General features: G+C 73.2%; 19 protein-coding genes. 9 read left to right on the top strand and 10 right to left on the bottom strand.

The window, feature by feature from the left end; all coding sequences use genetic code 11:
• Positions 1 to 9: 9 nt before the first annotated feature.
• The 4 genes from ABT369_RS12215 to ABT369_RS12200 all read left to right on the top strand — a co-directional run bounded on the left by ABT369_RS12215 (position 10) and on the right by ABT369_RS12200 (position 6,133).
• Entirely contained in the window at positions 10 to 1,032 is a 1,023-nt protein-coding gene (locus ABT369_RS12215; protein ID WP_350611788.1) for an NAD(P)/FAD-dependent oxidoreductase, read from the top strand.
• A 669-nt stretch (positions 1,033 to 1,701) separates the two neighbouring features.
• Positions 1,702 to 4,239, top strand: a complete 2,538-nt coding sequence (locus ABT369_RS12210; protein ID WP_350611787.1) for a PAS domain S-box protein — start codon at positions 1,702 to 1,704, stop codon at positions 4,237 to 4,239.
• Positions 4,236 to 4,649 (top strand): response regulator, encoded by a 414-nt coding sequence (locus ABT369_RS12205; protein WP_350611786.1) that lies wholly within the window; start codon positions 4,236 to 4,238, stop codon positions 4,647 to 4,649. Before ABT369_RS12210 ends, ABT369_RS12205 begins: the two co-directional genes overlap by 4 nt.
• Complete coding sequence (locus ABT369_RS12200; RefSeq protein ID WP_350611785.1) at positions 4,646 to 6,133, top strand: sensor histidine kinase; 1,488 nt, start codon at positions 4,646 to 4,648, stop codon at positions 6,131 to 6,133. Before ABT369_RS12205 ends, ABT369_RS12200 begins: the two co-directional genes overlap by 4 nt.
• On the opposite strand, the gene ABT369_RS12195 is transcribed toward ABT369_RS12200, so the two are convergent.
• Positions 6,123 to 6,650: a DUF4245 domain-containing protein gene (locus ABT369_RS12195; protein ID WP_350611784.1), complete on the bottom strand. Its 528-nt coding sequence runs from the start codon at positions 6,648 to 6,650 to the stop codon at positions 6,123 to 6,125. The genes ABT369_RS12200 and ABT369_RS12195 overlap by 11 nt on opposite strands.
• A gap of 105 nt (positions 6,651 to 6,755) precedes the next feature.
• Here ABT369_RS12195 and glpX point away from each other — a divergent pair, with 105 nt between their 5' ends.
• Complete coding sequence (glpX, locus tag ABT369_RS12190; protein WP_350611783.1) at positions 6,756 to 7,742, top strand: class II fructose-bisphosphatase; 987 nt, start codon at positions 6,756 to 6,758, stop codon at positions 7,740 to 7,742.
• A 580-nt stretch (positions 7,743 to 8,322) separates the two neighbouring features.
• On the opposite strand, the gene ABT369_RS12185 is transcribed toward glpX, so the two are convergent.
• The gene (locus ABT369_RS12185; RefSeq protein WP_350611782.1) at positions 8,323 to 9,216 is read right to left on the bottom strand and encodes an NAD-dependent epimerase/dehydratase family protein; all 894 of its coding nucleotides are present in this window, start codon (positions 9,214 to 9,216) and stop codon (positions 8,323 to 8,325) included.
• A gap of 117 nt (positions 9,217 to 9,333) precedes the next feature.
• Between ABT369_RS12185 and ABT369_RS12180 the strand changes: the two genes are divergently transcribed.
• Complete coding sequence (locus tag ABT369_RS12180; protein ID WP_350611781.1) at positions 9,334 to 10,026, top strand: TetR/AcrR family transcriptional regulator; 693 nt, start codon at positions 9,334 to 9,336, stop codon at positions 10,024 to 10,026.
• 7 nt (positions 10,027 to 10,033) lie between these two features.
• On the opposite strand, the gene ABT369_RS12175 is transcribed toward ABT369_RS12180, so the two are convergent.
• From ABT369_RS12175 to ABT369_RS12155, 5 genes are all read right to left on the bottom strand, one after another.
• The gene (locus ABT369_RS12175) at positions 10,034 to 10,243 is read right to left on the bottom strand and encodes an exodeoxyribonuclease VII small subunit (RefSeq protein WP_350611871.1); all 210 of its coding nucleotides are present in this window, start codon (positions 10,241 to 10,243) and stop codon (positions 10,034 to 10,036) included.
• Positions 10,244 to 10,279: 36 nt separating this feature from the next.
• A complete protein-coding gene (locus ABT369_RS12170) occupies positions 10,280 to 11,035 on the bottom strand; it encodes a GNAT family N-acetyltransferase (protein ID WP_350611780.1) in 756 nt (251 codons plus the stop codon).
• Between the two features lie 69 nt (positions 11,036 to 11,104).
• Positions 11,105 to 12,319, bottom strand: coding sequence for an exodeoxyribonuclease VII large subunit (gene xseA / locus ABT369_RS12165; RefSeq protein ID WP_350611779.1), 1,215 nt, complete (start codon positions 12,317 to 12,319; stop codon positions 11,105 to 11,107).
• Positions 12,320 to 12,328: 9 nt separating this feature from the next.
• The gene (locus ABT369_RS12160) at positions 12,329 to 12,970 is read right to left on the bottom strand and encodes a response regulator (RefSeq protein ID WP_350611778.1); all 642 of its coding nucleotides are present in this window, start codon (positions 12,968 to 12,970) and stop codon (positions 12,329 to 12,331) included.
• Positions 12,958 to 14,196, bottom strand: a complete 1,239-nt coding sequence (locus ABT369_RS12155; protein WP_350611777.1) for a sensor histidine kinase — start codon at positions 14,194 to 14,196, stop codon at positions 12,958 to 12,960. Before ABT369_RS12155 ends, ABT369_RS12160 begins: the two co-directional genes overlap by 13 nt.
• On the opposite strand from ABT369_RS12155, the gene ABT369_RS12150 reads away from it, so the two are divergent.
• On the top strand, positions 14,195 to 15,340 hold the full coding sequence (locus ABT369_RS12150) for a 4-hydroxy-3-methylbut-2-enyl diphosphate reductase (RefSeq protein WP_502891732.1): 1,146 nt from the start codon (positions 14,195 to 14,197) through the stop codon (positions 15,338 to 15,340). The two genes, ABT369_RS12155 and ABT369_RS12150, sit on opposite strands and share 2 nt — an antisense overlap.
• 505 nt (positions 15,341 to 15,845) lie before the next feature.
• Here ABT369_RS12150 and ABT369_RS12145 read toward each other — a convergent pair.
• Positions 15,846 to 16,577 carry a hypothetical protein gene (locus ABT369_RS12145; protein ID WP_350611775.1) on the bottom strand — a complete coding sequence of 244 codons (732 nt, stop codon included), beginning with the start codon at positions 16,575 to 16,577 and terminating at the stop codon, positions 15,846 to 15,848.
• A gap of 64 nt (positions 16,578 to 16,641) precedes the next feature.
• Here ABT369_RS12145 and ABT369_RS12140 point away from each other — a divergent pair, with 64 nt between their 5' ends.
• The gene (locus tag ABT369_RS12140; protein WP_350611774.1) at positions 16,642 to 17,832 is read left to right on the top strand and encodes a DNA recombination protein RmuC; all 1,191 of its coding nucleotides are present in this window, start codon (positions 16,642 to 16,644) and stop codon (positions 17,830 to 17,832) included.
• Positions 17,833 to 18,395: 563 nt separating this feature from the next.
• Entirely contained in the window at positions 18,396 to 18,662 is a 267-nt protein-coding gene (locus ABT369_RS12135; protein ID WP_350611773.1) for a hypothetical protein, read from the top strand.
• A gap of 249 nt (positions 18,663 to 18,911) precedes the next feature.
• Here ABT369_RS12135 and ABT369_RS12130 read toward each other — a convergent pair whose 3' ends face one another.
• Together ABT369_RS12130 and ABT369_RS12125 are read right to left on the bottom strand one after the other, a co-directional pair.
• Complete coding sequence (locus ABT369_RS12130) at positions 18,912 to 19,301, bottom strand: hypothetical protein (RefSeq protein ID WP_350611772.1); 390 nt, start codon at positions 19,299 to 19,301, stop codon at positions 18,912 to 18,914.
• A 598-nt stretch (positions 19,302 to 19,899) separates the two neighbouring features.
• Positions 19,900 to 21,723, bottom strand: coding sequence for a tetratricopeptide repeat protein (locus tag ABT369_RS12125; RefSeq protein ID WP_350611771.1), 1,824 nt, complete (start codon positions 21,721 to 21,723; stop codon positions 19,900 to 19,902).
• Positions 21,724 to 21,858: the final 135 nt, after the last annotated feature.

Raw genomic sequence — 21,858 nt, 5'->3', positions numbered from 1 at the left:
GTCCCACTCATGCGGGAAGCCGTAGCGGGCCGATCAGGTCCCGAACCACAAGGCCTGTGTCGCCGTACTGTTGACCTCGCCATCGTTGGTGCGGGACCGGCCGGGTTGTTCGCCGCCTACTACGCGGGATTCCGGGGGCTGTCCACCGCCGTGATCGACGCCCTGCCGGAGCCCGGCGGGCAGGTCACGGCGATGTACCCGGAAAAAATGATCTTCGACGTGGCCGGGTTCCCGGGCATCCGCGGCCGCGACCTCGTGGCGAACCTGGTCGAGCAGGCGGCGCAGTTCAACCCGGAGTACCTCCTGGGGATCCGGGCCGAGAAGCTGTCCTATGAGGACGAGCGCCCGGTGCTCGGGCTGTCCTCGGGGGAGTCGCTGGCCTGCGGGGCAGTGCTGATCACCGGCGGTCTGGGCAGCTTCACCGCGCGCCCGCTCCCGGCGGCCGAGGGCTTCTCCGGCGACGGTCTGCTCTTCTTCGTACCGCACCTGGCCGACCTCGCCGGGCACGACGTCGTGATCGTGGGCGGCGGCGACTCGGCCTTCGACTGGGCGCTCGCCCTGCAGCCGATCGCCCGCTCGGTCACCCTGGTGCACCGGCGCGACAAGTTCCGCGCGCACGCCTCGACCGTCTCCCGGGTGCAGGCGCTCCCCGTTGAGATCGTGACCAACGCCGAGGTGACCCGGCTGCGCGGGGACGCCCGCGTCACCGGGGTCGACGTCACCGTGCGCGGCGGCGGCGAGGCGCGCACGCTGCCGGCCGACACCGTGGTGGCCGCGCTCGGGTTCACCGCCGACCTCGGCCCGCTCGCGGACTGGGGGCTGGAGCTGTCCAAGCGGCACATCTGCGTGGACAGCACGACGGCCACGAACCTGCCGCGGGTGTTCGCGGCCGGGGACATCAGCGAGTACACCGGGAAGGTCCGCCTCATCGCCGTGGGCTTCGGCGAGGCGGCGACCGCGGTGAACAACGCCGCCGTGATCATCGATCCGGCCGCGCACCTGTTCCCCGGCCACTCGTCCGACAACGGCTGATCCGCACCGGCGACCGCACCCACTCCGGCTCCCGCTCGAACGTCCAGCCGGAGACGCCCGGCTTCGCTCGCCCGCGGCGCCCTCGGTGCCGACCGGTATTCCTTGGCACGCCCCTCGCCCGCGCGACCTGCCGCAAACGCCTGACTTTTTTGGCACGCCCTCTCATGCGCTCAAGCCGATGGCGACACGTCGGCTCAACACCGGGCCGTGAGCGGACGCACCGGGACCGTGTGTCGAACCCGCGGCCGTTGCGGCCGTAGCCGAGTGGGGATCTCGACCTGCTCGAGAAGCGGCTGCGGGTCCAGGGCGAGCTCGTCGAGGCCGGGACGGGCGCTCGCGACCACCGCGTCCCCGCCACCACCGCGCACCGCGCCCCCCATCGCGCCTCGCGCCCTGCCCCATCGCGCCTCGCGCCCTGCCCCATCGCGCCCCGCGCCCTGCCCCATCGCGCCCCGCGCCCTGCCACCATCGCGCCCCACAGCCACCGCGACCACGTAGATCTTGGCCGACGCGGGGGAGGAGCCGCTGATGCGCGCGAATACCCCGTCGGGCGAAAAATCCGATATGTCGGCCGATTCGGCCGCGAAGCGGCCGACATATCGCGCAACGCCCACACCGCAACGGCAACTCCTCAACCACCGAAGCGCACCGCCGATGGGACAAGGCGTGGTGGGCGTCCGCTTGCAGGTCCTCGGCGTGGTGCTCCTCGGCCTGCTGGTGTCCGGCGGCGCGGGGCTGCTCATGCACCGCGTCGAGCGCGACGGCGCCGGCCAGGCCCTCGACCGGCGCGCCGCCGCCGCCCAGGACGCGGTGGCCTCGGCGACGCAGCGGTACGTCGACGCCCTCCAGCTCGCCGCGGGCGCCCTCGAGGCGCTGCCCGCGCTGGACGCCGACGCCTTCAGCACCGCGACCGAGCCACTGGGCCGGCTGTGGCTGCCCGGCGCCACGGGCGTCGACTACGTGGTGGCGGTGCCCGACGCCGGGATCGCCGCGGCCCAGACCGCCTGGCGCGACCGCGGGGTGCCCGAGCTGAACCTCGCGCCGGCCCCGGGTACCAGCGTGCACTACTTCGCCGTGCTCGCCCGCCCGCTCGACGTGCGCCGGCCGGGCGGGCCGGGGCCGGGGCGCGACCTGGCCGCGACCCCGCAGGTGGGCGCCGCGGTCGAGCGGGCCGAGAAGTCCGGGCTGCCGGCGGCGTCCGAACCGTACGTCGCGCTGCGGGACGCGTCCAGCTCCGCCGATCCGCAGCCGCAGACCGTCGCGCTCGTGCAGCGGGTGGTCGAGCGGCGCACCGGGGCGCTGCGCGGGTACCTCCAGCTGACCGTCCGCGTCCAGGACTTCTTCGGCGACACCATGCTCCAGCCCGTGCGCGAGCTGCTCGACGTGAGCCTCGCCGCGTACGCCGGGACCGAGCTGCGCACCATCGCCGTCATCCGCCGCTCGTCCGACCGGGTCGCCGACCTGCGCCGCACCGTCGACGTGCAGGTCGCCGACCGGCAGTGGCGGCTGCGGGTGGCCACCGACTCCGGCGCGCTCGTCGGGGCGGGCGGGCACCTGGACGAGGGGATGTTCTTCGGCGGCGCCGCGCTCACGCTCGTCACGGCGCTGCTGGTGTACACCCTCGCCACGTCCCGCCGCCGGGCCGAGGAGCGCGTCGAGGAGGCCACGGCCGAGCTGCGGGCCGCGGGGGCCACGGCCCGGTCGCAGGCGACGCTGCTCAGCGCCGTGATGGACACGATCGCCGACGGCGTGGCGGTGATCGACGGGGAGGGGCGCGCGGCCTGGCTGAACCCGACCGCCCGGGCGATCCTCGGCCCCGAGGCGTCGCAGGCGCCCGCATCGCAGTGGCCGGAACTGCTGGACATGCGCGAGGCCGACGGGGTCACGCGGTACCAGAACCGCTCGCCGGGGCCGGCGGGCACCGAGACGCTCGTCGAGTGCGTGATGGCCGGGCGGCGCATCGAGGTGCGCGTCCGCGCGCTGGTCTACGACGGCGAGGCACCCGGCGCCGTGGCGGTCATGCGCGACATCACCGACCGGCACGCGGCCTCGGAGCAGCTGCGCTCCTCCGAGGAGCTGCTGCAGCTGCTGCTGGACGGGGCCCGGGACTACGCCATCTACATGCTCGACCCCGACGGGCGGATCGTCAGCTGGTCGGTGAACGCCGAGCGCCTCAACGGGTACCGCAGCGACGAAATCATCGGCGAGGACTATGCGCGGCTGTTCACCCCGGAGGACTGCGAGGCCGGGCGGCCCGGGACCGTGCTGCGCCGGGCCCGTGAGACCGGCCGGGCCGAGATGGACGGGCTGCGGGTGCGCAAGGACGGCGGCCGCTTCTGGGTGCACGGGCTCCTGACCGCTGTGCGCGACCCGGACGGCTCGGTGCGCGGGTTCGTCAACGTGAGCCAGGACGTGACCGCCCGCAAGCAGGCCGATCAGGTCATCGAGCGGCTCAACGCGGACCTGGAGCGGCGCGTCGCCGAGCGCACGGCCGACCTGCGCGAGGCCAACGCCGAGCTGGAGTCGTTCTCCTACAGCGTGTCGCACGACCTGCGGGCCCCGCTGCGGGCCGTCGACGGGTTCGCCAAGATGCTCGCGCTGGATCACGGGGAGGCGCTGGACGAGCAGGGGCGACGGTACGTCGGGCGGATCCGGGCCGGCGCGCAGCAGATGGGCGAGCTCATCGACGGGCTGCTGGCCTTCTCCCGGCTGCAGCGGCAGGAGATGGCCAACTCCCGCGTCCGCCTCGCCGACCTCGTCGCCGAGGTGTGGGACGAGCTCGCGGTCGAGCGCGGCGACCGGACCGTCGAGCTCGTCGTCGGCGAGCTGCCGGACGCGCTCGGCGACCCGCGGCTCATCCGGCACGTGGTGGCCAACCTGCTCGGCAATGCGGTGAAGTACACCCGCGACGCCGACCCGGCCCGCGTCGAGGTCGGGCACCGGGTGACGGCCGGGGGTGAGGCCACCCACTTCGTCCGGGACAACGGGGCGGGGTTCGACATGCGGTACGCCGGCAAGCTCTTCAAGGTCTTCCAGCGGCTGCACCGGGCGGAGGAGTACGAGGGCACGGGCATCGGCCTGGCCCTCGCGCACCGCATCGTGCACCGCCACGGCGGCCAGATCTGGGCCGACGCCGCGCCGGGGGAGGGGGCCACGTTCTACTTCACCCTGCCCGCGTACGTCCCGGCCCTGGAGACGGTCTCGTGAACCGGGTGCTGCTGGTCGAGGACAACCCGGACGACCTGGAGCTGGCGCTGCTGGCCCTCGACCGGGGCAGCTTCACCACCGCCGTCGACGTGGCCCGCGACGGCGCCGAGGCGCTGGACTACCTGTTCACCCGGCGGCCCGAGCCGCCCCAGGTGGTGCTGCTGGACATCAAGCTGCCGCTGGTCGACGGCATCGACGTGCTGCGGCAGATCAAGGCCGAACCCCGCACCCGGCACATCCCCGTCGTCATGCTCACCTCGTCGGCCCAGGATCGCGACCTGCGCGCCTGCTACGAGCTGGGCGCGAACAGCTACATCGTCAAACCCGTCGACATGGAGCAGTTCATGGCCGCGATGAACAACATCGGCGCCTACTGGCTGGGCCTCAACCTGACGGACCCGCGGACATGAGAATTCTCCTGCTCGAGGACAACCTCGACGACGCCGAGCTGCTGGTGCTGGAGCTGCGCCGGGCCGGGTTCGAGCCCGCCTGCCGCCGGGTCGACGCCCGCGAGGACTTCCGCGCCGCGCTGCACGACCCCGCCGGGCGGCCCGACATCATCCTCGCCGACTACTCGCTGCCGCAGTTCAACGCGCTCGAGGCGCTGGCGATGCTCGGCTCGGACGGCCTCGACATCCCGGTCATCGTCGTCAGCGGCGCGCTGAGCGAGGAGGCGTGCGTCGACGCATTGCGCCACGGCGCCGTGGACTACCTGCTCAAGGACCGGCTGAGCCGGCTCGGCTCGGCGGTCGAGCACGCCCTGTCGCAGCGGCGCCTGCTCGCCGACCGGCACCGGGCCGAGCGCACGTTCCGGGCGGCGTTCGACCACGCGCCGGTCGGCATGGCCGTCACCGATCTCGCCGGCCGGGTGCTGCAGGTCAACCAGGAGCTCTCCCGGATGACCGGGATCGAGCCGGGCGGGTTCCTGCCGGGCCTGATCTGCGACGACGACCGGCCGCTGGTCGAGGAGCGGCTCAAGCGGCTCGTCGCGGGCGAGGCCGGCAAGGTGACCAAGGAGCTGCGGCTGTGCCGGGCCGACGGGTCGCTGGTGTGGGGGCAGTACTCGGCCTCGCTCATCGGCGGCGACGCGGCCGGCGTGGTGCACCAGATCGCCGACGTCAGCGACCGGCACCGGGCCGAGGAGGCGCTGCAGCGGCAGGCCGAGAAGCTGGCCCGGACCAACAGCGACCTGCAGGAGCTCGACCGGCTCAAGAGCGAGTTCGTGGCGACGGTCTCGCACGAGCTGCGCACGCCCCTGACGTCGATCCGCGGGTACACCGAGATCCTGGCCGACAGCGACGCCACCGCGCTCGGGCCGACCGAGCGGCGGATCGTCGGGATCATCGACCGCAACGGCCGCCGGCTGCTCGACCTGATCGAGGACCTGCTCACGTTCTCCCGCATCGAGTCGGGGACGCTCACCCTCGACCTGGGGCCGGTGCGCCTGCGCGGGCTGGTCGACGCGGCCTGCGAGGCGATCCGACCGGCCGTGGAGACGGCGGGGCTGCGGCTCACCGTGGACGTGGACGAGCACATCCCGCTCGTGCGGGGCGACGGGGAGCAGCTGGAACGGGTCGTACTCAACCTGCTCGACAACGCCGTCAAGTTCTCGGACCCGGCCGGCAGCGTGACGATCACCGGCCGCGAGCGCGACGGCGAGGTCGTGCTCTGGGTGCGCGACACCGGCGGCGGCATCCCCGAGGCCGAGCAGGGGATGATTTTCCAGCGCTTCTTCCGTACCGCGGACGCGCAACGCCGGGCGATCAAGGGCAGCGGGCTCGGGCTGGCCATCTCGAAGGCCATCGTGGAGGCGCACGGCGGGTGGATCGCCCTCGAGTCGACCGAGGGCAGCGGCACGACGGTCGGCTTCGGGCTGCCGCTGCCTACGCTCTGAGGCTGGTGGCCAGCTCCGCCAGCTGGCTCTCCTTGGCCTGGCCCACGATGATCACCGTGCGGTTCTCGGTGCTCTGCACGATCGCGCGCTCACCCGGGCGGCCCTGGGACAGGCGGTGCCACTGGAGGCCGGCGATGCTCGTCTGCCCGTCGTCGTGCGGGTTCTGCCCGACGATGGCCGGGACCAGTACCGATGCCGGATCGGCGCTCTCGACGAGCTGCATGGCGCCGTTGTCCGGCGCGGTGATGCCGATGCGCAGGACGCCGCCGGTGAACGTCGCCGAGGCGATCCGCCACCCGTCGGGCAGCTCCCCGGGCTTGAGCGCCTGGAACTTGCCCGCGCGCTGCACCGAGCCGTAGACCTCGGTCGTGTCGACGGCGGGCGGGGTCTCGTGACCGAGATAGCGGTAGAAGGCCACGATGAGGAACACCGGCACGATCAGGACCAGCATCGACAGCGCCATGTCCCGCGGCCGGCGGGCCTTGGTCGCCCGGGGCTGTTCGGTCGTACTTGCCACGTGACCATCTTGACAGGTCATGCGGACCGGATCGCTGCGAGGATGGTTGGTGGTGAACGTTGTGCTGAACACACACCCACGCAACGACGCGCGAGGAGTGCACGAATGAGTCGTGAGATGGACCGGAACCTGGCCCTTGACCTCGTCCGGGTCACGGAGGCGGCGGCGATGGCCGCGGGCCGCTGGGTCGGGCGGGGCGACAAGAACGGCGGCGACGGCGCGGCCGTCGACGCGATGCGCCTGCTGATCAACTCGCTGCCCATGCGCGGCACGGTGGTGATCGGCGAGGGTGAGAAGGACAACGCGCCGATGCTCTTCAACGGTGAGAGCGTGGGCGACGGCACCGGCCCGGAGGTGGACGTGGCGGTCGACCCGGTCGACGGCACCACGCTCATGAGCAAGGGCATGCCCAACGCCCTCGCCGTGCTCGCGGTGGCCGAGCGGGGCGCCATGTTCGACCCGTCCGCCGTGTTCTACATGGAGAAGCTGGCCGTCGGCCCCGACTGCGCGGACGTCGTGGACATCGAGGCCGGGGTCGAGGAGAACCTGCGCCGGATCGCGCGGGTGAAGCGCTCGAGCGTCTCGGAGCTGACGGTCTGCATCCTGGACCGGCCCCGGCACCAGGAGCTCGTGCAGCAGGTGCGCGCGACCGGCGCCCGCATCCGCTTCATCTCCGACGGCGACATCGCGGGGGCGATCAGCGCGGCCCGCGATGTCAGCGAGACCGACGTGCTCATGGGCATCGGCGGCACGCCGGAGGGGATCGTGGCGGCGGTCGCGCTCAAGTGCATGGGCGGGGCGATCCAGGCGAAGCTCTGGCCGCGCGACGACGCCGAGCGCGAGAAGGCCCTGGCCGCGGGGCACGACCTCTCGCGCGTGCTGCACACCGACGACCTGGTCAGCGGGGACAACATGTTCTTCTGCGCGACCGGGGTGACGAGCGGGGACCTGCTCAAGGGGGTCCGGTACCGCTCCGGCGGCGCTTACACCCAGTCGATCGTGATGCGGTCGCGCTCGGGGACGATCCGGTGGATCGACTCGTTCCACCGGCTGGAGAAGCTGCGGGCCTACTCGCTGGTCGACTTCTCCTAGCCGCTCCTGGCCGTGTGGGGGCGCCTCGTTCGCTGTGTGCTTCGAGGCGCCCCGCGCGAAATGTCGGGCGCTGGCGCGCCGCGACATTTCGGATTTATACCCCGCCGGGCGATAAGTCCGATGTCACGCTCCAGAAGCAGGGCCAGACGGTCGCGGTCGAGGGGTCCTTGCCCTCCGCGGTGTGGGAGCGCGATTCGGGGGTGAGGGCCACACGGTCGCGGTCGAGGGCGAGGAGTCCTTGCCCCTCGACGATGCGGGGGCACGATCTGGGGGAGGGCCCAGGGCGGTCGCGGTCGGGGGTGCTCGCGCTCGGTGGTGTGCGAGCGCGATTCGGGGGCCAGGTGGTCGAGGGTCCTTGGCCTCGGCGGTATGGGAGTGCGATTCGGGGGCCAGGGCCAGACAGTCGCGGTCGGGGGTGAGGTGCCCGCGGCGCCGTGGAAGTCGGTGCCGGAGGTCTGGACTCGAAGGACTGACATCTCAGGCGGGGTGACCATCCGCGGGCCTGGCAGCGACGGCGCGCCAGCGCCGAGCGGTGTCTGGCGGGAGCGACGGTCCGCACCCCCGCGGACCCGAGCCATGCTCAGCGCGCGTCGCGGAGCGTCTCGCGAATCGCGTCGTCCAGCGGCGTCGCGGTCAGGCCGAACTCGCTGGTCACGAGCGAGGAGTCCATGACGAACGGCCGGTCGTGCTGGTACCGCACCTCGATGAACTCCCGCGCGAACCGATCCCAGAGCCCGGCCGCCCGCACGGCCAGGGCCGGGTAGGCGCGCAGCCGCGGCGCCTCGAGGCCGGCCAGCGCAGCGACCCGCGTGAGCAGCTGCCGGGCCGTCATCGCGGGCACCGACGGCGTGTGCCACGGCCGGCCCCACGCGCGCGGGTCGCGGGCCAGGGCGACGAGGGTGCGCGCGGCGTCGCCGGTGTACGTGTACGTGTGCGGCACGTCCAGCGCCCCCGGCAGCCATACGGTCTTGCCCGCGCGCATGGCCGGCAGCGCCATGTCGATGAGGGAGTACCTGGGGCCGATCCAGTCCGAGGAGCGCACCTCGACCGCCCGGACGCCGGACGCCAGGGTGTCCAGCCACATCTTCGCGCGCACCCGGCCCTTGACGGTCTCGGCCGCCAGCGGCATGTCCTCGGTCATCGGGCGGTCCACGTGCCCGTACCCGTACAGCGGCGCCGTGATCGCCAGCACCGCGTCGTTCGCCCGCGCGGCTCGCAGCATGGCGTTGTGCATCGGGGGCCACGCGGTGGGCCACTCGAAGTACTGCGGGTTCGCGCAGTTGTAGACCACGCTCGCCCCCTCCGCATTGCGCAGCAGCGCATCGGCGTCGCCCGCGTCCGCCGCTACGCGCTCGATGCGCGGGTGCTCAGGACCGCCCCCGCCGCGCGTGACGATCCGGACCGCCTCCCCGCCCTCGGCCAGTTCCAGCGCCACCGCGCTGCCGATCGACCCGGACCCGACGACGACGTGCATCTCAGCCTCCTGGTGCTCCGTTATGAGAGCAGTGCTCTCGAAGTGGAGCATAGGACGCCGGGGCTCGTGAAAGCAAGAGCAGTGCTCTCGTTCCGGAGCGTGTGTCAGGATGGGGCCATGAAGGCGAACTCGATCAGGGCCCGCGTCCGCGCCGAGATGACGGACGAGATCAAGGAGATCGCCCGCCGCCACCTGGCCAGCGACGGGGCCAACCTGTCCCTGCGCGCCGTCGCCCGCGACCTCGGCATGGTGAGCTCGGCGATCTACCGCTACTTCCCGAGCCGCGACGACCTGCTGACCGCCCTGATCCTGGACGCCTACAACGCGCTGGGCGGCTGCGCCGAAAGAGCCGTGGCAGCGGTACCGCCCGATGCCTTCGCCGCCCGCTGGCTCGCCCTCGCCACGTCGGTGCGCGACTGGGCGATCGAGCACCCGCACGAGTACGCGCTCATCTACGGCAGCCCGGTGCCCGGCTACCAGGCTCCGGAGGACACCGTGGCCGCGGGCATCCGCGCGGTGACGGTGCTGGGCGGCATTCTCCAGGCCGCGGCGGAGGCCGGCGCCCTGGCCTCGAACGACGACCCGCTCCCGCCCGCGGACTCGGCCGCCGACCTGGAGCGCATCCGGGCCGTGATCGCCCCCGCCGTCGCGCCGGCGACCCTGGCCCGCGCCCTGTCGGCCTGGGTGTCGCTGTTCGGCCAGGTGAGCTTCGAGATCTTCGGCCAGCTGCGCAACACGGTCAACCACCCGGCCGAGTTCTTCGGGCACCAGATGCGCGCGCAGGCCCGCTACATCGGCCTGCCCGGCTGATCCCGGCTCAGGACTCCGACGGGGTCAGGCGCGCCCGCGCGGAGTCGAGCCAGCGCTGGCAGATCGAGGCCAGCTCCTCGCCGCGCTCCCACAGCGCCAGGGACTCCTCGAGCGTCGACCCGCCCGACTCGAGCCGCTCGACGACGGTCGCCAGCTCGGCCCGCGCCTGCTCGTAGGTCAGGGTCGGCCCGTCCGAGCCCGAACCCGGCTCGGCCATCTTCGGCTCACTCACCCGCAGAACCCTACTGGGCCGTCACGCGGAGTGCGACAGAAACAGGACCGAGTCGGCGCGGCGGTAGCCGACGCGCGCGTAGACCCGCTCCTGGGCGTCGCCCGCGGGCGTCAGGAACGCGAGGGTCGCGCCGGCGGCGAACGCGGCGCGCGTCAGGTGCAGGGTGAGGGCGGCGCCGAGGCCGCGGCGCTCGTACGCCGGCCGCACCGCGATCCCCGCCACCTCGCTGATGCCGTCGCGCACGGCCGCGGCGATCCCGCCGCCCGCCGTCTCGCCGGTCGCGAGCTCGCGGGCCAGGAGCTGCAGCTGGCCGGACTCGGCCTTGGCGCGCGTGGCGGCGACGTGGGCCGGGGTCGGGGGCGCTTCGCCGAAGGCCTCGTGCTGGGCGGCCAGCATCGCCTCGACCTCGGCGTCGGTCTTCGGGGTGACGAGCTCGAAGCCGGGCGGCACGGGCTGGTCGGCGGCGCCGTCCGGCCCGCACTCCATGAGCGGCAGGCGGTCGGCCACGGTGAAGCCCGCGGCCAGCAGGGCCGGCTCCACGGCCGGGGCGAGGTTCGGCAGGTACTCGAGCCGGGGCGCCCGCCCGCGGGTCGTGAACGCCGCGATCAGGGCCTCGATGTCGGCCGCGGACGGGTCGGCGCCGGGGTCGGGGACGGCGTAGTTGAGGTACACGTTCGAGTCGTGCCCGGTGATCGTCACCGTGAACGGCCCGGTGCGCACCACCTCGCGCCCGTTCTTGGCGCTGGCCAGCATGTACTCCTGCAGACGACGCGACAAAGCCCAACCCTCCGCAAGAAAGCACCAGAAACGGACCGGAACGACATCATCTCGCATAAATGCCGGACGTCAAGCGTCGGTCACCGTTGCCGACAGCTCGCCCTCGGCCAGCCGGACGCGCAGCCGCTCACCGCCGGTCACCTCGGCAGGGGCGCGGACCACGGCGCCGTCGGCGCGCTGGACGATCGCGTAGCCCCGCTGCAGCGTCGCCGACGGGGACAGGGTCCGCAGCCGGGCGAGGGTGTGCTCGAGCTCGGTGCCGGCCCGGTCGAGGCGGTGCACGAGGTTGCGGCTCGCGCGGGCGCGCAGGGCGCTCACCTCGGCGGCGCGGGTGTCGACCATCGACAGCGGGCGCGCGATCGACGGGCGGGAGCGCAGCGCGTCGAGGCGGTGCTGCTCGCGATCCAGCAGGCCGCGCAGCGCGCGGTCGAGGCGCTGCTTGGCCTGGCCGATGAGGCGCACCTCGTCGCCGAGGTCGGGCACGATGCGCTTGGCCGCGTCGGTCGGCGTGGACGCGCGCAGGTCGGCGACGAAGTCGACCAGCGGCACGTCGGTCTCGTGGCCGATCGCGGAGACGACGGGGGTTCGGCAGGCGAACACCGCGCGGCACAGGGCCTCGTCGGAGAAGGGCAGCAGGTCCTCGATCGAGCCGCCGCCGCGGGCCAGGACGATCACGTCGATCGTCTCGTCGCGGTCGAGCACGGCGAGGGCGTCGATGATCTGGGGCACCGCCGACGGGCCCTGCACGGCGACGTTGATCACCCGGAAGTCCACGGTGGGCCACCGGCGCCGCGCGTTGGTGAGCACGTCGCGCTCGGCGGCGCTGGCCCGCCCGGTGACCAGGCCGATGCGGCGGGGCAGGAACGGCAGCCGCCGCTTGCGCTCGCGGGCGAACAGCCCCTCGGCGGCGAGCAGCTTCTTGAGCTGTTCGAGGCGCGCGAGCAGCTCGCCGACGCCGACCTGGCGGATCTCGTCGGCGCGCAGGCTCAGCGAGCCGCGGGCGGCGTAGAACTCGGGCCGCGCGTGCACGACGATCCGGGCGCCGTCGGTGAGGCCGGGCGCTCCGAGGTCGACGACGTCGCGGTTGGTGGTGACGGTCAGGCTGAGGTCGGCCGACGGGTCGCGCAGCGTGAGGAAGACGGTGTTGGTGCCGGGCCGCCGGGTGACCTGCGCGACCTGGCCGTCGACCCAGATCCAGCCGAGCCGCGCGATCCACTGCCCGATCTTCTGGCTGACGACCCGGACCGGCCAGGGCTTCTCACTGCTCGACGCCTCATCGGTCACCGCCACACCCTATCCGCGCAGGAATGCGAGGACCGCCCGGACGCGGCGGTGGACGTCGTCGTCGGGCGGCAGGTCGAGCTTGGCCAGCAGACCGTTGATGTGCTTGGCGACCGCCGCCTCCGAGACCACGAGCGACCGCGCGATCGCCCCGTTCGAGCGGCCCTCGGCCATGAGCGCCAGCACCTCGCGCTCGCGCGGGGTCAGCCGGGCGAGCGGGTCGCGGCGGCGGCCGAGGAGCTGGGCGACCACCTCCGGGTCGACGACGGTGCTCCCGGCGGCCACGCGGTCGACCGCGTCGGCGAACTCGGCCACGTCGCCGATGCGGTCCTTGAGCAGGTAGCCGACGCCGGCGCGGCGGCCGGACTCGAGCAACTCGGCGGCGTAGGTCTGCTCGATGTACTGGCTCAGCACCAGCACCGGCAGCCCCGGATCCTCGGCGCGCAGCCGGATCGCGGCCTGCAGGCCCTCGTCGCTGAACCCGGGCGGCATCCGCACATCGGTGACCACGAGGTCGGGCCGGTGCTCGCGCACGGCCGCCACCAGCGCGTCCGGGTCCCCGACGGCCGCGACGACCTCGTGGCCGAAGCGGCGCAGCAGACCGGCGATGCCCTCGCGGATGAGCACGCCGTCCTCGGCGATCACGACCCGCACGGCAGCTCCACGTGTACCACCGTAGGCCCTCCCGCCGGACTGGCCAGCGCCACGGTTCCGCCCGCCGCCGCCACCCGGTCCGCGAGCCCGGACAGCCCGGTGCCCCGGGCCGGGTCCGCGCCGCCCCGGCCGTCGTCGCGCACCTGCACGCGCAGCCACTCGCCGCTCACCGAGGCGGCGACGCGGGCCCGGGTGGCCGAGCTGTGCTTGGCCACGTTGGCGAGGGCCTCGACGACGACGAAGTACGCGCAGGCCTCCACCGCCCCCGGCAACCGCTCGGGCAGGGCGACATCGACGTCGACGGGCAGCGGGGCGCGGTCGGCCACCTCGAGCAGGGCCGCGTGCAGTCCCCGGTCGGACAGGATTTTCGGGTGTACTCCCCGAATGAGCTCCCGCAGCTCCGTCAGCGCCTCCTTGGCCAGCTCGTGCGCGCGGGCCACCGGCTGCGCCCCCGGCGTGCCGGGCGCCAGCTCGAGCCGGGCCAGGCCGAGCTGCATGGACAGCGCCAGGAGCCGCTGCTGGGCCCCGTCGTGCAGGTCGCGCTCGATGCGCCGCCGCTCGACCTCGAACGCGTCGACGAGCCGGGCCCGGGAGCGCGCCACCTCGGTGAGCTCGGGGCTGCTCTCCATCCGCGGGCCGAGCACCGCCTGCGTGATCGCGGCGCGGGCGGCGGCCCAGGCGGTCAGCGGGTACAGCAGGACGATCCCCAGCACGACGCCGAAGACGGCCCCGGCGAGCGTGAGCGCGAGCGGGGTGCCGTCGTCGATGTAGAACGGGCCGCCCACGAGCGCGGCCACGACCCACGCCCACAGCGCCACGACCATCCCGTCGAGCCAGCACAGGGCCGTGACCATGAGCATCGTGTACCCGAGCTCGCGCCAGGTGGCCGGCTCCGACAGCCGGGTCGTGAGCCAGCGGCGCAGGCCGGGGCGGTCGGGGCGGCGGTGCGGGTCGGTCAGCCGCACGTCGTCGACGAGGCGCAGGCGGCGGCGCTCGACGCGGGCCACCACGATGCCCGACAGCGCCGCGGCCAGGAAGCCGGCCAGCCCGATCACCACGAGGGTCAGCGCCGCGCCGGCGAGCAGGAGGACGAGCAGCACCGAGCCCGCGGCCGCGCCGAGTGCTCCGCCGCTGGTCAGGTACAGCAGCGAGCGCCACGGCCACCAGGACCGCAGGAACCGCATCGGGGGCAGCCGCAGCGCGTCCATGACCGAACGGGGCCGCATGCTGCCGACCGTACCGGCGCGGCGCCCCGCCCGCGGTAGTGCTGGCATTACGGAACCCGGCTGTGACGCTGGTCATGCCGCGGGGCCGTTCGCCGCCTTCGCCGCGCTCGCGGGCCGTGGGTGGGGAGCGGGTGGCACGTACCATGGCGGGGTGACTGCTTCGAAGCGCGTGCTGCTCGCCAAGCCCCGCGGCTACTGCGCCGGTGTGGACCGCGCGGTCCAGACGGTGGAGGAGGCGCTGAAGCTGTACGGCGCGCCGATCTACGTGCGCAAGGAGATCGTCCACAACAAGCACGTGGTCAGCACGCTGCAGGCCAAGGGCGCGATCTTCGTGGAGGAGAACGAGGAGGTGCCCGAGGGCGCGATCGTGGTCTTCTCCGCCCACGGCGTCGCCCCCGAGGTGCACGAGCAGGCCAAGGCGCGGGCCCTGCGCGCGATCGACGCCACCTGCCCGCTGGTCACGAAGGTCCACCAGGAGGCCCGCCGCTTCGCCGCGGACGACTACGACATCCTGCTCATCGGCCACGAGGGGCACGAGGAGGTCGTGGGCACCACCGGCGAGGCCCCGGCCCACATCCAGCTCGTCGACGGCCCGGAAGGCGCCGACAAGGTGACCGTGCGGGACCCGTCGAAGGTCGTCTGGCTGTCGCAGACCACGCTGTCGGTGGACGAGACCCTGGAGACGGTGTCGCGGCTCAAGAAGCGCCTGCCCCTGCTCATGTCCCCGCCGAGCGACGACATCTGCTACGCCACGTCCAACCGCCAGGACGCCGTGAAGGCGATGGCCCCGAACTGCGACATCGTCCTGGTCGTGGGCTCGCAGAACTCGTCGAACTCGCAGCGCCTGCGCGAGGTCGCGGTGGACGCGGGCGCCAAGGCCGGCTACCTGATCGACTACGCGACGGAGATCCAGGAGTCCTGGCTGACGGACGCGACCACGGTGGGCGTGACCTCGGGCGCGTCGGTCCCCGACGAGCTGGTCATGGACGTGCTGGACTTCCTGGCCAAGCGCGGCTTCGCGGATGTGGCCGAGATCACGACGGCGCAGGAGAAGCTGGTGTTCTCGCTGCCGCAGGAGCTGAAGCGCGACATGAAGGCGCAGGCCGCGGCTCGTGCCGCCGAGGTGGCCAAGACCCTGGGCTGAGCCTCGCGGCGGTTCTTCTGTCACGGTCGGCCGGCGTCGTGCCGGCGCCGCGGTTTCCGCACCGCGGCCGTGCTGCACCGTGGCCGGTTCCCGGACTCCGGGGGCGGCTGGGGATGGGTGACCCCTCGCGGACAGCCGGCCTGGCACCCACCGATGACACGGTCCGCAGCGACCTCATCCGCCGCTGGGCCGCGTCCGGCCGGTCGGCCCTGCGCTGCTCGCGTCCAAGCCGGCAGTTGTTCGGGCATAACCGAAATATCCGATAAGTCGGTGCAGGGAGTGCCCGACTTGTCGGACCGCCTTCGCCGAGCCCGGTGCCGGAGTGGCGGTGTCGTCGGGGCTGGTGGATAGGCCCAGGGTGACCGGCGGCGGGCCTGGCAGCGTCGGCGCGCCAGCGCCCAGCGGTGTCTGGCGGGAGCGACGGTCCGCAGCCCGGCGGACCCGAGTCATGGCCTGAAAAGCCAACGGCTCCGGGCACGCCGCCCGGAGCCGTTCGCGGGGATGGTCAGAAGTCGCCGCCGAAGTCGCCGCCGTCGAAGCCCCCGTCGCCCCAGTCGCCGCCGTCGCCGCCGTCCCAGTCGCCACCGTCGCCGCCGTCGTCCATGGCCTGGTCGAAGCCCTGGTCGAACCCGGCGTCCTGGCCCTGGTCGAAGCCGGCGTTGTACGCGGCGTCGTAGCCGTGGTCGCCCCAGGAGTTGTCGAAGAGGGCGTCGAAGACGAGCACCGAGCCGATGCCCCAGGCGCCGGCCACGAGGGCCGTCTTCCACCAGGGCTCGGAGTACCACCCGGCGGGCACGCCGCGGCCGGCCACGGCGCCGCCGGGGTAGTAGTACGGGGTGCCGTTGCCGGGCTGGGGGCTCGCGCGGTACGAGTGGCCCTGGACCGCGACCTCGCGCTCCTTGGTGATCTGGCCGGCCCGGGCACCCGCCAGCGCGGGCACGTCGGGCCCGGGGTCGAGGCCCATCGCGGTGCGGGCCGCGCGGATGTACATCAGGCCTTCCAACGACGTCTCGCGCGCCAGGTCGTACTGCTTGAGGCTCGTCGCGCGCTCGAGCTGCCCGCCGGCCGCGTTGTACCGTTCGCTCGCGTCGACCAGCGCCTGTTTGACGGCCGGCTCGTCGCCGGAGAGGTTCATGAGCTGGCCGCCGAGCCGCTCGTACCAGCGCAGCGCATCCTCCCGCGCATCGGCCAGCTGCTGCGCTTCACGCTTCCTGCGACCGAAGCCGAACACCGTCACCACTCCAACCAGGACGAGTAACCCATGCCCTCGACGGTACCGGTTTCTGTCATACCCCTACGGCATGCTGAATACCGTGGATCTCGCACTCCTGATCATCGGTCTCCTGCTCGGTGCCGCGCTCGGCTGGTATGTGGCCCGATCCCGCTCGGCCGTCGACCTCGCCAAGCTCGAGGCGACGCTGCAGGCCACGCGGGAAGGCGAGGCGCGCCTGGAGGCCTCGCTGCGCTCGCTGACCCTGGAGGCGCGCGGGCAGACGCAGGACGCCGTGGCCGACGCGGTCACGCCGCTGAGCGAGGCCCTGCTGCGCTACGAGCGCCGGGTCGCCGAGCTCGAGCGGGACCGGGTGGGGGCCTACGAGTCGCTCCGCGAGCAGGTGCGGGCCATGCACGAGGTCTCGGGCGAGCTGCGCACCGAGACGCGGCGCCTGGTCTCGGCCCTGCGCGCGCCCACGGTCCGCGGCCGCTGGGGCGAGCAGCAGCTGCGGCGCATCGTGGAGGCCGCGGGCATGCTCGAGCACTGCGACTTCGACGAGCAGGTGAGCGCCACGACCGAGGACGGCGTCGTGCGCCCCGACCTCGTCGTGCGCCTGCACGGCGGCCGCCAGGTGGTGGTCGACGCGAAGGCGCCGCTGGAGGCCTACCTCGCCGCGCTCGAGTCCCCCGACGAGCAGACCCGTGCCGCCCGGCTCACCCAGCACGCCAAGCACGTGCGCGCCCACGTCGAGGCGCTGTCGGCCAAGCGGTACTGGTCCGCCTTCGAGCCCGCCCCCGAGTTCGTCGTCCTCTTCGTGCCCGCCGACACGTTCCTGGACGCGGCCCTGCAGCACGACCCCGGCCTCCTCGACCACGCCTTCGCCCGCAACGTGATCCTCGCCACCCCGGCGACGCTGGTCGCGCTGCTGCGCACCATCGCCTACGCGTGGCGCCAGGACTCCCTCACGACCAACGCGCTCGCCGTGCACCAGACGGGCCGCGAGCTGTACGCGCGCCTGAGCACCATGGGCGACCACCTGGCGAAGGTCGGCACGTCGCTGTCGACGGCGGTGACGTCCTACAACCGTGCCGTCGGCTCGCTGGAGGCCCGCGTCCTGGTGAGCGCGCGCCGGCTCGCCGAGCTCGGCGTGAGCGGCGACGCCCTGCCCACCCCGTCCCAGGTCGAGGCCACGCCGCGCCAGTTGCAGGCCCCGGAGCTGGTCGAGGACGAGTACGAGGCGCTCCTGGCCGCCCTGCGCGAGGACCCACCGGCGAAGTAGCGGCCGGGCTGCCCGGGGGTCGCCCGCCGCGGCGGGTGTCTGCTGGTCATGGCTCGGGTCCGCGGGGGTGCGGACCGTCGCTCCCGCCAGACACCGCTAGGCGCTGGCGCGCCGACGCTGCCAGCCCCGCCGCCGGTCACCCTGGGCCTATCCACCAGCCCCAACGACACCGCCACTCCGGCACCGGCTATCAGCCCGACGCGGCCAACACTCCGCCACCGGCTCTCGGCGCTGAGCGCTGCCAGGCCCGCCGCTCGTCGCTTTCGGCCATCGGCCGGCCTTAACGACACCCGCCACTCCGGCACCGGCTTTCAGCCCAACGCGAGCAGCATTCCGGCACCGGCTCTCGGCGCTGAGCGCTGCCAGGCCCGCCGCTCGTCGCTTTCGGCCATCGGCCGGCCTTGACAACACCCGCCACTCCGGCACCGGCTTTCAGCCCAACGCGAGCAGCACTCCGGCACCGGCTTGACGATCCGATAAGTCGGGCACTCCGTGCCACGACTTATCGGATATTTCGGTTATGCCCGAATGCCGCGCGGACCGTCGCCGGGATTTTGGCACCCGTGCAGCAGCTCAACGACCACCACTCGGACCGCGGTCCGGCATTGCGTTCGGCCAACCTCTTCGCGCTACGGCCGACACGACGGTTTGGCGACCGGCGGGCAGTCGCGATCGCCGTCCGGGACGACGGTTTTGGCGACTGGCGGGCAGTCGCGATCGCCGACCAGTTCGAAGGGCGACGGGCTGCGACGCCACAGGCAACTCGGCTGAAGCGCCCCGCGGCCGCCGCGACCGACGACCACTTCGCAGCCGACGCGCGACGGACCTGACGCCGCAGCCGATGCGACCGAAACGCGCCTTCGCGACCGACGCGGCCGAAGCAAGACGAACGAGGCACGCTGGCGGACCGGAGCGCGACGGGCAGCCGGCTTCGCTTCCCGCCGCGACTCCAGTGCGACGGGCGGCCGACTTCGCATCCCCGCGCGACTCGTGCGCGACGGGCCTGAGGGTGCACTGGACTGGAGCGCGATGGGCGGCCCACTCCGCATCCCGGCGCGGCCTGAGCGCGGCGGCGGGGCTCAGCGGGCGGTGGCGATGACGCTCACCGGGGGATCGCCGTGGCGGTACAGGGTGTCGACCACCACGCGCAGTCCCGGGTTCGCCTGGACGCGGTCGTAGCTTCGATCCTTGATGCGGTCGCGGTCGAAGTCGATGCGGGTTGGGCTGGCCGGCTCGTAGCGTACCCAGGTTTCCTCGCCGATCATCGGGCCGGCGGTGCCGCGCAGCTTGACCTTGATGGAGGCCTCGAACGAAGGGGTGTCATCGGGGTACACGCGCACGCGCACGGTGTATCGAGTCGACCGGGTCCCGCCGTGGCTATCGACGTTCTGCGAGCCGAAATCGACGTGCACGATCTCGCCGCGAGCGGTGATCGCATTGGCGCCGGGTTTCCGGCCGAGTCCGAACATGGCGCGACCCTAGGTGCCCGCAAGCACCGACTCGATCATGTCTGCGACAGAGGCGAGTAGGGCCTCCGACACCAGGTACCGCATTGCCCGGCTTTGGTCGGAATTCTCACCCGGCCCGGAGTGGCGCCGGTCTGATCCAGCACTCCGAGGCGCGTCGATCCAGGCTGTCCGCGGTCCGCGGGTCCGTCGAACCTCGGGACGCCGTCGAAGGCCCGCCTGCTATTCGGGCATAACCGAAATATCCGATAAGTCGTGGCACGGAGTGCCCGACTTATCGGATCGTCAAGCCGGTGCCGGAGTGCTGCTCGCGTCGGCGCCGAGAGCCGGTGCGGAGTGGCGGTGTCGTTGGGGCTGATAGATGCGCCCAGGTTGACCAGCGGCGGGCCTGGCAGCGTTCAGCGCCGAAAGTCGGTGGCGGAGTGCTGGTCGTTTGGGCTGATCGCCGGTGCGGAAGTGGCGGTGTCGTTGGGGCTGGTGGATGGGCCCAGGGTGACCGGCGGCGGGCCTGGCAGCGTCGGCGCGTCAGCGCCGAGCGGTGTCTGGCGGGAGCGACGGTCCGCACCCCCGCGGACCCGAGCCATGACCAGCAGACGACCCGTCAGTAGCGGCGACTGCCCTGCGCCCCCCGCAGCGCCCGCTCGGCCAGGGTCAGGTCCGAAGCCGCCGCGCGGGCGAAGGGGCTCGACGCGCCCAGGAGCTCGGCGTAGACGGCCTGGGCCGCGCGGTACTCCGTGATGGCCTCGTCCAGCCGGCCCAGGTCGTGCAGCACGCTCGCCAGCCGGTGCCGGGAGACGGCGGTGTCCAGGTGTACGGGGCCGAGCAGGCGCAGCCGGCTGCCGAGCACCGCTCGGTGCTCCGACTCCGCGTCGGCCAGGCGGCCCGCGTGGTGCAGGGCCGAGGCCAGGAGGCTGCGGCTCATGAGGGTGTCGCGGTGCTCCGGGCCGAGCAGGCGGGCCCGGGCGCGCATCACGGTGCCGTGCTCGTCGATGGCGCGGTCGAGCTCGCCCATGTCCTGGTAGACCTTGGCGAGGTTGCTGCGGCTGATCAGCGTCTCCTGGTGGTTGGCGCCCAGGACGCGGGTGCGCGAGTCCAGGACCCGCTGGTGCTCGCCCTCGGCGCGGGTCAGGTCGCCGAGCTGGTGGTAGATGGTGGCCAGGTGGCTGCGGCTGGTCAGGGTGTCCGGGTGGTCCTCGCCCAGGATGCGCACGCGGGCGGTCAGGGCCTCGTCGCACTCGACCAGGGCCTCGGCCAGGCGGTCGAGGTCGCGCAGGACCGTCGCGTGCTGGTCGCGGGCGGTCAGCGTGTCGGGGTGGTCCCAGCCCAGGGCGTGGGCGCGGGCGTCGACGATCTCGCGGTAGGCCTCCTCGGCCTCCTGCAGCTGGCCTCGCCAGTGCAGGTCGGTCGCGCGCTGCCAGGTCGCGGAGTCGTCGTAGACGCGCGGAGCCGGGGCGGGGGCCGGGGACGGGCGGCGGCGGGGCTCGGGGGCCGGCCAGTCGGCCGGGTCGGGCTCGTCGTCGTGGTGCCCGGCGGCCTGGGAGCCGTAGACGGTCGAGGACGTCATGTGCGGGTAGACGTCGTCGTCATCGTCCATGCGCTGGGGCTGCTGGTGGGGGATGGGCGGCGGCGGCGGGGGCGCTGGCCGGGTCGGGAACCGTGCGGGCTCGAACGGTTCGGGCTGGTCGTAGGCCGGCTCGTAGTCGTCGAGGATCTCCGACGGCACGTCGATCGGGGACTCGCGCTCGCGCCGGCGCAGCTCGCGGCGCAGCGAGACGATCGCGTCGGATATGGCGTCGGAGTGGTCGCCGATACGCCAGGCCACGGCCGAGACCGGGCGGTCCAGCGCGGTGCTCAGCTGGCGGACCGAGCCGAGGATCGAGTCGTCCGGCGAGGCGTTGATGATGACCAGCGCGGCCTGGAACGAGGCGGTCGGGCCGACCAGCAGGGCCTGGAGGGTCGCCTGCATGCGCGAGATCGAGAAGCCGGTGCCGGCCCGGATGTCGACGATGATGTGGGCCTCGGACATGGCGATCGGGCCCAGGCCGTAGCCGAAGATGGGCTGCAGCTTCTGGCCCTCGCGCCCGGCGGCCTCGTAGAGCGCGGCGTTGGCGCCCTCGTGGTAGGCGATGGCCTGCGGGGCGTGCCCGCGGATGAGCTGGACGAAGCGGTCGTACGCCCCCTCGGCGTCACCGTCCTGCTGTGCCCGGCCCGCGGAGGCCAGCCGCTCCTCGCGGTCGGTGGAGCGGATGTTGATCGTCCCGCCGGACAGGCCCGCGAGCCCCACCAGGACCCCGGCGCCGACCAGGACGGCGGCCCCAGCGGTGCTGCGGAACTGCACCGTCGTCAGCACACCCAGGCCGACCAGCGCCAGCCCGACGAACACGACGAGAAATCGGGTCTGGCCACTCCAGCGTCCGCCAGTCATCGGTCCTCTTCATCCGCGCGGTATCAGAGTCGTGGTCATGCCCTGAAGCAACCGAGATGACCCTCCATAGATCCATAGCGTGACGAGAATCTTCCCATGAACCGATGTATCCACGGTAGATCGAGGGCGTGAACC

The organism is Dactylosporangium sp. NPDC000244 (assembly GCF_040300725.1).
Classification (GTDB): Bacteria; Actinomycetota; Actinomycetes; order Mycobacteriales; family Micromonosporaceae; genus Dactylosporangium.
Note: the sequence above shows the minus strand (reverse complement) of the source record. Positions and strands in the feature narration are given on the sequence as shown.

Coding starts and splice junctions, on each gene's coding strand:
- ABT369_RS12215 (WP_350611788.1), top strand. CDS start 10: ATGCGGGAAGCCGTAGCGGGCCGATCAGGTCCCGAACCACAAGGCCTG.
- ABT369_RS12200 (WP_350611785.1), top strand. CDS start 4,646: ATGAGAATTCTCCTGCTCGAGGACAACCTCGACGACGCCGAGCTGCTG.
- glpX (WP_350611783.1), top strand. CDS start 6,756: ATGAGTCGTGAGATGGACCGGAACCTGGCCCTTGACCTCGTCCGGGTC.
- ABT369_RS12185 (WP_350611782.1), bottom strand. CDS start 9,216: ATGCACGTCGTCGTCGGGTCCGGGTCGATCGGCAGCGCGGTGGCGCTG.
- ABT369_RS12180 (WP_350611781.1), top strand. CDS start 9,334: ATGAAGGCGAACTCGATCAGGGCCCGCGTCCGCGCCGAGATGACGGAC.
- ABT369_RS12175 (WP_350611871.1), bottom strand. CDS start 10,243: ATGGCCGAGCCGGGTTCGGGCTCGGACGGGCCGACCCTGACCTACGAG.
- ABT369_RS12150 (WP_502891732.1), top strand. CDS start 14,195: ATGCTGCCGACCGTACCGGCGCGGCGCCCCGCCCGCGGTAGTGCTGGC.
- ABT369_RS12155 (WP_350611777.1), bottom strand. CDS start 14,196: ATGCGGCCCCGTTCGGTCATGGACGCGCTGCGGCTGCCCCCGATGCGG.
- ABT369_RS12140 (WP_350611774.1), top strand. CDS start 16,642: ATGCTGAATACCGTGGATCTCGCACTCCTGATCATCGGTCTCCTGCTC.
- ABT369_RS12130 (WP_350611772.1), bottom strand. CDS start 19,301: ATGTTCGGACTCGGCCGGAAACCCGGCGCCAATGCGATCACCGCTCGC.
- ABT369_RS12125 (WP_350611771.1), bottom strand. CDS start 21,723: ATGACTGGCGGACGCTGGAGTGGCCAGACCCGATTTCTCGTCGTGTTC.